The organism is Bartonella sp. AP57NXGY, assembly GCF_042195805.1.
Taxonomy (GTDB): domain Bacteria; phylum Pseudomonadota; class Alphaproteobacteria; order Rhizobiales; family Rhizobiaceae; genus Bartonella.
On sequence record NZ_JBHIOZ010000052.1, the window covers coordinates 1 to 9,693 of the forward strand.

The 9,693-nt window shown below is 37.1% G+C and carries 8 protein-coding genes and 1 pseudogene; 4 read left to right on the forward strand and 5 right to left on the reverse strand.

What is annotated here, in order from left to right; all coding sequences use genetic code 11:
* Nucleotides 1-328 (reverse strand): annotated as a pseudogene (locus tag ACFIL8_RS06095) (ABC transporter substrate-binding protein); the annotation flags it as partial.
* A gap of 1,091 nt (nucleotides 329-1,419) precedes the next feature.
* On the opposite strand from ACFIL8_RS06095, the gene ACFIL8_RS06100 reads away from it, so the two are divergent.
* Nucleotides 1,420-1,701: a DUF6460 domain-containing protein gene (locus ACFIL8_RS06100; RefSeq protein ID WP_375613505.1), complete on the forward strand. Its 282-nt coding sequence runs from the start codon at nucleotides 1,420-1,422 to the stop codon at nucleotides 1,699-1,701.
* 22 nt (nucleotides 1,702-1,723) lie between these two features.
* Here the strand turns inward: ACFIL8_RS06100 and ACFIL8_RS06105 are convergent, their stop codons facing one another.
* The 3 genes from ACFIL8_RS06105 to ACFIL8_RS06115 form a co-directional block, all read right to left on the reverse strand.
* A complete protein-coding gene (locus ACFIL8_RS06105) occupies nucleotides 1,724-2,533 on the reverse strand; it encodes a TIGR02186 family protein (RefSeq protein ID WP_273790722.1) in 810 nt (269 codons plus the stop codon).
* Between the two features lie 2 nt (nucleotides 2,534-2,535).
* On the reverse strand, nucleotides 2,536-3,456 hold the full coding sequence (locus ACFIL8_RS06110) for a sulfite exporter TauE/SafE family protein (protein WP_375634912.1): 921 nt from the start codon (nucleotides 3,454-3,456) through the stop codon (nucleotides 2,536-2,538).
* A gap of 178 nt (nucleotides 3,457-3,634) precedes the next feature.
* Nucleotides 3,635-4,453, reverse strand: coding sequence for a hypothetical protein (locus ACFIL8_RS06115; RefSeq protein ID WP_375689138.1), 819 nt, complete (start codon nucleotides 4,451-4,453; stop codon nucleotides 3,635-3,637).
* 513 nt (nucleotides 4,454-4,966) lie between these two features.
* On the opposite strand from ACFIL8_RS06115, the gene ACFIL8_RS06120 reads away from it, so the two are divergent.
* The 3 genes from ACFIL8_RS06120 to ACFIL8_RS06130 are packed head-to-tail and all read left to right on the forward strand — an operon-like array spanning nucleotide 4,967 to nucleotide 8,353.
* Nucleotides 4,967-5,713: an electron transfer flavoprotein subunit beta/FixA family protein gene (locus ACFIL8_RS06120; protein WP_375689140.1), complete on the forward strand. Its 747-nt coding sequence runs from the start codon at nucleotides 4,967-4,969 to the stop codon at nucleotides 5,711-5,713.
* Nucleotides 5,714-5,764: 51 nt separating this feature from the next.
* Nucleotides 5,765-6,685 carry an electron transfer flavoprotein subunit alpha/FixB family protein gene (locus tag ACFIL8_RS06125; RefSeq protein WP_375613500.1) on the forward strand — a complete coding sequence of 307 codons (921 nt, stop codon included), beginning with the start codon at nucleotides 5,765-5,767 and terminating at the stop codon, nucleotides 6,683-6,685.
* 3 nt (nucleotides 6,686-6,688) lie between these two features.
* Nucleotides 6,689-8,353: a 4Fe-4S dicluster domain-containing protein gene (locus ACFIL8_RS06130; RefSeq protein ID WP_375638536.1), complete on the forward strand. Its 1,665-nt coding sequence runs from the start codon at nucleotides 6,689-6,691 to the stop codon at nucleotides 8,351-8,353.
* A gap of 580 nt (nucleotides 8,354-8,933) precedes the next feature.
* Here the strand turns inward: ACFIL8_RS06130 and ACFIL8_RS06135 are convergent.
* Entirely contained in the window at nucleotides 8,934-9,092 is a 159-nt protein-coding gene (locus tag ACFIL8_RS06135; RefSeq protein WP_375638534.1) for a hypothetical protein, read from the reverse strand.
* Nucleotides 9,093-9,693: the final 601 nt, after the last annotated feature.

A 9,693-nucleotide genomic window follows, 5' to 3' on the forward strand; every position in this document is an offset into this window, starting at 1 on the left:
ACTTCAAACCATCACGTAAATGAAAAGTAATCACCGTACTGTGATCATCACCTGAAACATCCCAATGTGTTGCTAAAGCGGGAACCATTTTAGCAGGATCATTTGTCGCAGTACTGACCAAATTATCACAAACATTGCGAACAATTTCACTTCCATAAACATCATTAAGTTGTGCGGGATCAAATGTACTAATTGCATCAAGATTCCAAGCCATCACAAGGGTATCAGCGGGTGTTTTTGCTGAAACTTGTTGTGCAACCATCGCCAAAGCTATAAAAGCAGAAACAAGAGAGCTGCTATTTTGTAATATTTTTTTCTTCAAGTTCATAGACTTTTCCTTTTAAAGTTTACTATATAAATTTCCCACACAACAAGCACATGCTTAATAATAAGGTTAGATGATCCATAAGCGCCTCAAACAAAGTATTATTAAAACCTTCAAACAACACCACTTACCAACCACGGACTTCTACCCATGGCTATAAGCCAAGACAAACCAAAACATGCAACAACAAACACTCTGACATACAATGAATGCTCCCCCATAACAGAGCCTATTCATGATGTCATAACGCCTACGATTGAAGACTATAAAACCACTATTTTCTCTCTTTTGTCGGGTAAGCTTGTCTCTTCTTTCCTCTCGCCTTTTTATGCCATCAAAAGACTCTTCTTTGTTAGCTTAAGCGCCTTAATAACAAAGAGCTCTACTAACAATTTGACATTTTAACAAAACAGGAAAATTCACCCATCAACCGACATGACCTCCTCCCCCTACAAGAGGAATTTTGAATTTTTCCATAATCCTCTGCCAAATAACAGCTTGTAAATTATATTTTATTTCTAAATAAAAGGAGCATGGGCTCCCCCTGATATTCCTTTACGCACCCATACATAACAAAACTTTTGTCCACATCGTATTTTTAATATCTTTGCTCCTTTAACAACACTCAATTCATTGCTTACATTTTTTCAGAAAAAAGATCTTTTCAATGCACTAAGGTTGAAATATCTAAATATAATACCTATATAAGCACACCCTTATTAGAATAGATAGTCTTTTTTTAAGTAAACTGTCTTGAAATATTATTTCTATACACGATAATAATAAGTTCGTTACAAAATCTTCAATATACTACAACTCTCACTCTGATGTGAAACATCGAAACGTTATAAAATTTCTCTACAAATTCTCGAGACGAAAGGATATCCCTTCATTTAACAAAAGAAGCGCCATGAAAATATCGCAAAAAATGCAATAAAACATGTGTATATTTCAAAAACCAGCACCGTTAACCAGACTAAGGTGATAAACTCAAAAAAGTAAGAAAAAATAAAAAAATGTTTTTCCTTTATGATAATAACATCGCTGTACTATGATAATACAATAAAAAACACGATCTTCGAAAGTATCTTAGAATGAAGCGAAAAAAAAAATTATTAAATTCTTTTCATGCGTTTCTTGGAGAAAAATTAAGCCGCGTTAGTCTAAAATTGCTTATTCTTTCATTCTTCATTGGCATCGTAATGAATTTTTTGGGATGGACACCTCGAAACCTCATACAAAAAATAGTAGATTTTTTTCAATCACTATGGGAAGCAGGATTTATAACGCTTACAAATTTCTTCCATATAACTATGACAGGAGCTATTGTTGTTGTGCCTATTTTTCTTATCTTACGAATTTTTCATAAAAAATAAAAGCCTTAACATTTTCCTTGCGTTAATCTTTTCGAAAAATCAAACGACATAAAAATCCTGTAGTAATAGCAATAATCACTGCAACAATACCGTATAAAAAACGATACTTGTGCGCTGCATAAAAAATTGTATAGGTGATATGTGCTTTAACAATTTCAAGAGTCGTTGTTGCACTATCAATAAACTGTCCATCACGAAAAAGATAAGCACGAACTTTATAATGTCCAACCGGGATATTTGCTGGCAAACGAAAATGCGCTGTGAAAAGTGTGTCAGAACCAAAACGAACCCCACCCACTTCCTCATAATAAAGGCTTTTAGCTTTTTGCAATTTTATAAGTTCATCGCGAAAGATTTGTATTTTTTTCTGATCTTGTTCATCCGTCTGCAATGGCAAATAGAGTAATCCTAACCCTAAGCGTTTATAATCTTCAATGCTCGTAATATCGTCAATTTCACGTGTTGTGACCATAGAGTAAAAAAGAGGAACCTTTTTAAAAATAAGAGAATCTGTATTGACCCATACACCGGCATTGCGTTTTTTTTCTCGCATCACCATTGTCCGATCTTGTCCCTCCAAGCTTACAACAATATCATAACGGTTCTGTCGAGAATATAACGGATCAATATTTTCTAAAACACCAGCAATATAAAGATCACGACCAGCAAAATTTGCATCCACAGTAATCGTATTCGTTGTTACAATAATTTGGACAGTTTCGTGGTCAACTTGATCAATGAATGTAGCTGGCGTCCCAACATGTGACCATGTAGAAAAAGAAATAAAACAAAAGCAACCTGTAATGATGTATAAAGAAAATAATCTACCCATTTTTATCTCATAAGAATATCCAGAGAGAAAAGATTATCAGGGCGTATAAATAATTGAAAAGCAAGACGCATACACACAATCAACACTAAAAATGCAAGTGCCATACGCAATTGTTCAGCCTTTAACTTCCGTCCAACCCGTGTTCCATATTGCGCACCAATACTTCCTCCAAGCATTAACAAAAAAGCCAAGACAATATCAACGGACTGATTAGTCATACTTTGCAAAACTGTCGTGAAAGAAGACACAAATGTAATCTGAAAAAGTGAAGTCCCAATCACCACACTGGTTGGAACACGCAGAAGATAAATCAATGCTGGGATCATAAAGAACCCCCCACCAATTCCCATAATAGAAGACAACAACCCCACGATGAGACCAATCCCTAAAACTGGAATAATGCTAACATATATCATAGATGTCCGAAAACGCATTTTTAAGGGTAAGCGATGAATCCAGTTATGTCGACCAGCAAGACGAATATTGGCTTTTCCTGCCTTACGCTTGCGCATCATATCATACCAACTTTCAACGATCATCAAGCTTCCTACACTTCCAAGAAGAATCACATAAAGAAGCGAAATCATTAAATCTAATTGACCTAACTTTTTCAAAACAGAGAAAACCTGAATCCCGATTAAAGAACCAATCCCTCCTCCAAGCGCCAAAAGAATACCAAGTTTAATATCGAGCGTACGTCTTCTAAAATGTGTAATTGCTCCTGTTACAGATGAAGCAATCATCTGGTTGGCACCTGTTCCAACAGCAATAGCAGGAGGAATATTATAAAAAATCAATAACGGCGTGATGAGAAACCCACCACCGATTCCAAAAAGTCCTGAAAAAAAACCAGCAACGACTCCCATACCAATCAAGATCAGCATATTGAGTGACATTTCAGCAATTGGTAAATAAATACTCACTTACAGAACCTTCAAGATAATTTGAGGTTTTTTTACAATTAGAGAATCCTTCTCCAATTATCCTCTTTTCCAATAATCTCTGTTGCGTGTTTAAAAGGATAATTTTAGTTGCTATAGCTTCCGCACAAACACGAATGCGCAATACATTTCACATCTATTAACATCAACATCATAAAAATTAAAAAAAACGAGCTCCTTTTAAAAAGCTATAAAAACATAACGTTATCGCTACCACAAATGCAACGGTTAAAAAACAAAGAACACCTTTTTTTAGCAAATAAGATAAAAACGACACATGTTCCCGAGACTGCGTCCTTAAAGAAGAAAAATCATTCTCAATGCAATGATTAGATGCCTGAGCACCCATCATCCCCTTTTCTTTTATCACAGCATGCTTCACTACTCCCTCAACCTTTTTAAAAGAAGATTGCAGAGCATCACTGGGCAAAGGGCTTCTATTTTCTTGCTGCACCGTATTTTCAACATTTGTTTGGAGTGAAATTATGCTGTTTTCTTTCGAAAAATTTTGCACCTTTTGAAGTAATAAGCGTTCTTGATTTCCCTCACATTCCATATGAGCAAGTTTTTGTACAACAGAATCAGGTGATTTTGAACGAGACACCCGTCGTGTTACCGCTGCTTCTTCTAAGCTTTTTTTTTCACTCTGCAAACTTTGAACAATTGTTTTAATCTGCTCTAAAGACTGGAAAAGCTTTTTTTCTCTTTGACGACGTATATAATGTTCAGCCAAAATGGCCCGACTAATATCATCTAAGTAAGATTTAAAATGCTCTTCTACAGAACTCTGCTGCATTAAAGAACGAGGCGAATGCTTCATTTGCATTTGCGCATAAACGGTGCGTAATTTTTGAGCAATATCCGACATCGTTACTTCTACAGAAGTATCCATTCTCTCTTTCTGTTCAATAAAAGAAGAGACTTTATCGTTCCTAACCTGTTTGGTCGCCTGGTCGATCGTATGACCCTTCGTATTCACAAACGCCTACCCCTCATTAACCTTTTTGAAAAGAATCGCAACAAATGATGAGAAAGTGTGCTCTATTTTAGTAAATAGAGCTTTAAGAACTTCCAAAAACTTTTTTGTTAGAAATATTTTCCCCAATCTTTATCTAAAATATTTGAAAGAAAGATCTTTAATTTTTCTATCTTCAAGATTTGAAGAGCAAAATCATTCCCCCATTTTTATCTTTTTCACTTAATTTTTCATTGCATAAAGGACCTATTGCACCATCATAAACAAAGCATAAGAAACTAAAAAAGAATATTCTCACAAGACAGTTTGATTTTTTTACTTTTTATTCAAGCAAATAAGGCAATTATGGCAATGCAAAAATATGAAGATTGAAAATGACGACGAGAAAGTACAAGTAAACATAAAAAAGCTTATACGAAAGAGAATACAAGTTATAAATTGAGACTTCATTCTAAACAATTTGGTTTCTTATGAGTATTGCTATAAACTTGTAACATACAAACAAAGAGGATCATTATGAAGATAATTGTCGCTGTCAAACGTGTTGTTGATTATAACATCAAGATACGCGTCAAACCGGATAGTACAGGCGTTGATCTGTCTCACGTAAAAATGTCTATGAATCCTTTTGATGAGATAGCCGTGGAGGAGGCCATTCGCCAAAAAGAATCCGGTAAAATTTCAGAAGTTCTTCTTGTTTCAATTGGCCCAGAAGCAGCTCAAGAAACTCTACGAACAGGACTTGCAATGGGAGCTGATCGCGCACTTCTTGTCACAACGGATCAAACACTTGAACCCTTAGCAATTGCTAAGATTCTCAAAACCATTGTTGATGAAGAAAAACCCGACATGGTCTTTTTAGGAAAACAAGCAATTGATGACGATAGCAACCAAACAGGACAAATGCTCGCCGCTCTTCTTGGGTGGGGACAGGCAACTTTTGCCTCACATTTTAACATAGAAAATGGGCATGCTACAGTTATTCGTGAAGTTGATAATGGAACACAAACCCTTTCTCTTCCCCTTCCCATGGTTATGACCGCCGATCTACGGCTCAATGAACCGCGTTACACCTCTCTCCCCAATATCATGAAAGCAAAAAAGAAAATCATTGAACAAAAATCTCTTACTGATCTTGGCGTCGATACGAAAGCACGCTTAATAATTTTAAGCGTTGAAGAGCCAAAACCCCGTCAATCCGGTATAAAAGTGGCAAATGTAGTAGAACTTGTCAGAGCCTTAAAACAGAAGAACTGCATTTAATATTCTCACCACTAGAGTAAAAGCAACACTCACATAAAAGGGCAAAAACTTATGGCAATTCTTTTATTGGCCGATCATAATACAGAAGAAACAGCAAAAGCACTCACCGCTGCACGCGTACTCAGTAATGATATCGATATTCTGGTTTGCGGAGAAAAAATTCAAACGATAGCGGAAAATAGTGCTAAACTTAATGGTGTGCGGCAAGTTCTTATTGCAAAAGCAGACTATTTAGCCCATCAACTTGCCGAGCCTATGTCAGATACAATTCTCATGTTAGCAAAGGATTATGATGTGATCATGGCAGCATCCAGCAGTACTGGGAAAAATGTGATGCCGCGCGTAGCAGCTCTTCTTGATCTTATGCAAATTTCAGATATTACCGCCATTCTTTCACCCAATACCTTCAAACGACCAATTTATGCAGGCAATGCATTTGAAACTGTACGCACCAATGATTATAAAAAGATTATAACAGTTCGCACCGCTTCTTTCACCCCAACGCCTTCCCAAAATAATTCTGCTCCCATTAAAACAATAACACCAGCTCCCAATCCAAATCTTTCTTCTTTCGTAAAAGCAGAGACAAACAAAAGTGATCGTCCTGAGCTCACCTCAGCACGTGTTATTATATCAGGCGGGCGTGGTCTTGGTTCTCAAGAGAAATTTATGGCCCTGCTTCTTCCTCTTGCAAACAAATTAAATGCTGCTTTAGGTGCCAGCCGCGCAGCAGTGGATGCAGGCTATGCTCCCAATGATTGGCAAATTGGACAAACAGGAAAAGTCGTTGCCCCTGAACTCTATATCGCCGTTGGCATTTCCGGTGCAATCCAGCATGTAGCCGGTATAATGGATGCACAAATTATTGTTGCCATTAATAAAGATGAAGAAGCTCCCATCATGCAAATTGCCGATTACACCCTTGTAGGTGATCTCCACCAAATTATTCCAGAATTGGAGAAAGCTTTATAAGCCATGAAAGCACCTCTGCATGACCAACGTGAAAGTATGGAGTTTGACATAGTCATTGTCGGAGCAGGACCAGCAGGGCTTTCTGCCGCAATTCGTTTTAAACAAATTAATCCTGAGCTTTCTGTCACAATTGTTGAAAAAGGGACCGAAGTTGGTGCACATATTCTCTCTGGCGCAGTTGTTGACCCCATTGGTATCGACACACTCTTACCAGAATGGCGAAATGATAACGACCATCCCTTTACAACCCCTGTCACACAAGACCAATTTTTTTTTCTAAAGCCTCAAAAGTCCACAGTATTTCCCAATATTTTGCACCCTAAAATCTTATCAAATAACGGATGTTATATCGTTTCGCTTGGGAGCGTCTGCCGCTGGCTAAGCAAAAAAGCTGAAGCGTTGGGTGTTGAAATCTATCCTGGTTTTGCAGCAACAGAACCCATCATCCAAAAAGATAACGGAGCTATCATTGGTGTTCTCACCGGTGATATGGGGCTTAACAAAGATGGAACCCCTGGAAAAAATTATATGCCTGGGATGGCTTTATTAGCAAAATATACTCTGATTGCGGAAGGAGCACGCGGCTCAATTGCAAAACAACTGATACAACATTTTAATCTTAGCAAAAATCGAGAACCACAAAAATTTGGTCTTGGTCTCAAGGAGCTCTGGGAAATTGCCCCCAACAAACACCAACGCGGTTTAGTACAACATTTCACTGGTTGGCCCCTAGACAATAATACCGGTGGCGGTGGCTTTATTTATCACCAAGAAAACAATATCATTTCTGTCGGTTTTGTTGTGCACTTAGATTACAAAAATCCTTATCTTTCTCCCTTTGAAGAATTTCAACGTTTTAAAACACATCCAAAACTCTATAAAATCTTTAAAGGCGCAAAACGTCTTTCCTATGGTGCACGTGTTATCAGCGAAGGAGGTTGGCAATCTGTACCAAAACTCACCTTTCCTGGTGGGGCGCTTATTGGCTGCTCTGCTGGATTTGTCAATGTTCCTCGTATCAAAGGATCACACAATGCCATCTTATCTGGCATATTAGCTGCCGATAAAATGGCTACCGCTCTTGCACAAGGGCGTGCCCATGATGAGGTTAAAGAAATCGAAGAACAGTGGCGAAAAGGGCTCATTGGCAAAGATCTTTATAAAGTGCGAAATGCCAAACCGCTCTGGGCAAAATATGGGACAAAATATGGAATTAAACTTGCTGGTTTTGATATGTGGTGGCAACAACTGTTCGGATTTTCCTTATTTAAAACACTCTCCCACGGAAAGGAAGATTATGCATGCCTTGAACCAGCAGAAAAATTTCAACCCATTTCTTACCCAAAACCAGATGGCGTTGTAACCTTTGATCGCCTTTCAAGTGTTGCCCTTTCCAATACGCATCATGAAGAAAATCAACCTTGTCATTTAAAAATAGCCTCATTAAAAAAGCAAAAGGACTCTGAATATGCAATCTATGGAGGACCCTCTACACGCTATTGTCCCGCCGCTGTCTACGAGTGGCTAGAGGATAATGATCATCTGACTTATATGATAAACGCTTCAAATTGCATACATTGTAAAACATGCGATATCAAAGATCCAAACCAAAATATCACTTGGATCTGTCCGCAAGGCAATGAGGGCCCCTTCTATCCCAATATGTAATTCCCCAATGTATAATCATTGTTCATTTTCCTAAAATTGAAATATACAAAACGCAATGGATAAAAATATTTCCCTCAGATCAGAAATCTATCAATCACCTTCCTGCATACGTTCTTTCACAATGTAAAAAGAACTCTATTCTCATATAAAATACTCTCTTCACCGCATGAATTTTTTCAATAGAAAAACATAACATATTTTTATCAAAATTTTTTTATTTAAATGACAAAACAATAATAAATATATTCTTGACAATTCTGCGATAAAGGAACAGCCGCGGTTCTCGAAAACCTGAAGGAAAATAAGCCCGTTCTACTTTACCCCCTCTCCCATATGATCCAAAATGCTTTTAGCCCTCTCATAAGAAACATCAGTCGTTTTAACTAGCCAAGAGCAAAACCTACGGAGCTACAATTCAAGTTTATTTTTTCTCCTACACTTGCCAAGTAATGCTCACTCAAGAAAAACCACGAATGAATGTAGAAAAAACATTGTGAGATAAAGAGATAAAGAGCATGCTTGTTCAAGCCCTTTATAATGTTTCTACTGATAATGACACGAAAAAATCTTTAATCTCACATTAACCTTTTATTTTTGCATCAAGGATAATCGCCTTGCATCTAACCTTACCAATATACTGCAATGAATGTGTACAAATACCGTAAGAATAAGCAGATGCCAAGCCATGGAGACTATCGCTATTAGCAAAACACCTGATAAAAAACAAAATAGCTTTCATGACCACTCTATGACGCGTTTTATAGAGTTGTTTTTTTTATAAAGCTTGTGCTTTCGCTATTGCTTGTAAATCAACATCCAAATTGAACACAAGTGGTATATTTAAAAGAAAGATTAAGGTGAATGAAAGCTCTGCACGCCGTTCCAGCTTTTGTAGCTAGAGCAAAAATATTGCATATTCTATTTGAGTAATCTCTGAAACGAAAATACAGCTTCATTTAGCAAGAACATCAAATCTGAAAGGAAAAAACTGTTTTCCTCTTTACTATCATCTGTCCATTCGGTTTTAAAACTTTCAAAAGCATCACAATATCCTCTAAAAAGAAGAGATAACGTATTGTCCCCGCTTTTATTACTTACGTTTTTTTATGGGAGCATATCCTTCAGAAAAAATAAGGTATCCAAAATTAAAGCAGACTTGTGTTGTTCAGTCATGGGCTTGTTTTTAAGAGATAGCTCTCATATCAAACAATAATTTTGCGACACTATCCGAAAAAGGTATAACGCAATCCTGTGAACGAACAGTTCCATATTTATGAAATAAAAAGTACAAGCTAACAGCATTATTTTCTCTGCGATCTCCAATGAGGCGATAATCTTTG

What these genes read in the sequence shown, in the direction of transcription:
- ACFIL8_RS06120 (WP_375689140.1), top strand. Translation starts at nt 4,967, where the DNA reads ATGAAGATAATTGTCGCTGTCAAACGTGTTGTTGATTATAACATCAAG.
- ACFIL8_RS06105 (WP_273790722.1), bottom strand. Translation starts at nt 2,533, where the DNA reads ATGGGTAGATTATTTTCTTTATACATCATTACAGGTTGCTTTTGTTTT.
- ACFIL8_RS06100 (WP_375613505.1), top strand. Translation starts at nt 1,420, where the DNA reads ATGAAGCGAAAAAAAAAATTATTAAATTCTTTTCATGCGTTTCTTGGA.
- ACFIL8_RS06125 (WP_375613500.1), top strand. Translation starts at nt 5,765, where the DNA reads ATGGCAATTCTTTTATTGGCCGATCATAATACAGAAGAAACAGCAAAA.
- ACFIL8_RS06130 (WP_375638536.1), top strand. Translation starts at nt 6,689, where the DNA reads ATGAAAGCACCTCTGCATGACCAACGTGAAAGTATGGAGTTTGACATA.
- ACFIL8_RS06135 (WP_375638534.1), bottom strand. Translation starts at nt 9,092, where the DNA reads ATGAAAGCTATTTTGTTTTTTATCAGGTGTTTTGCTAATAGCGATAGT.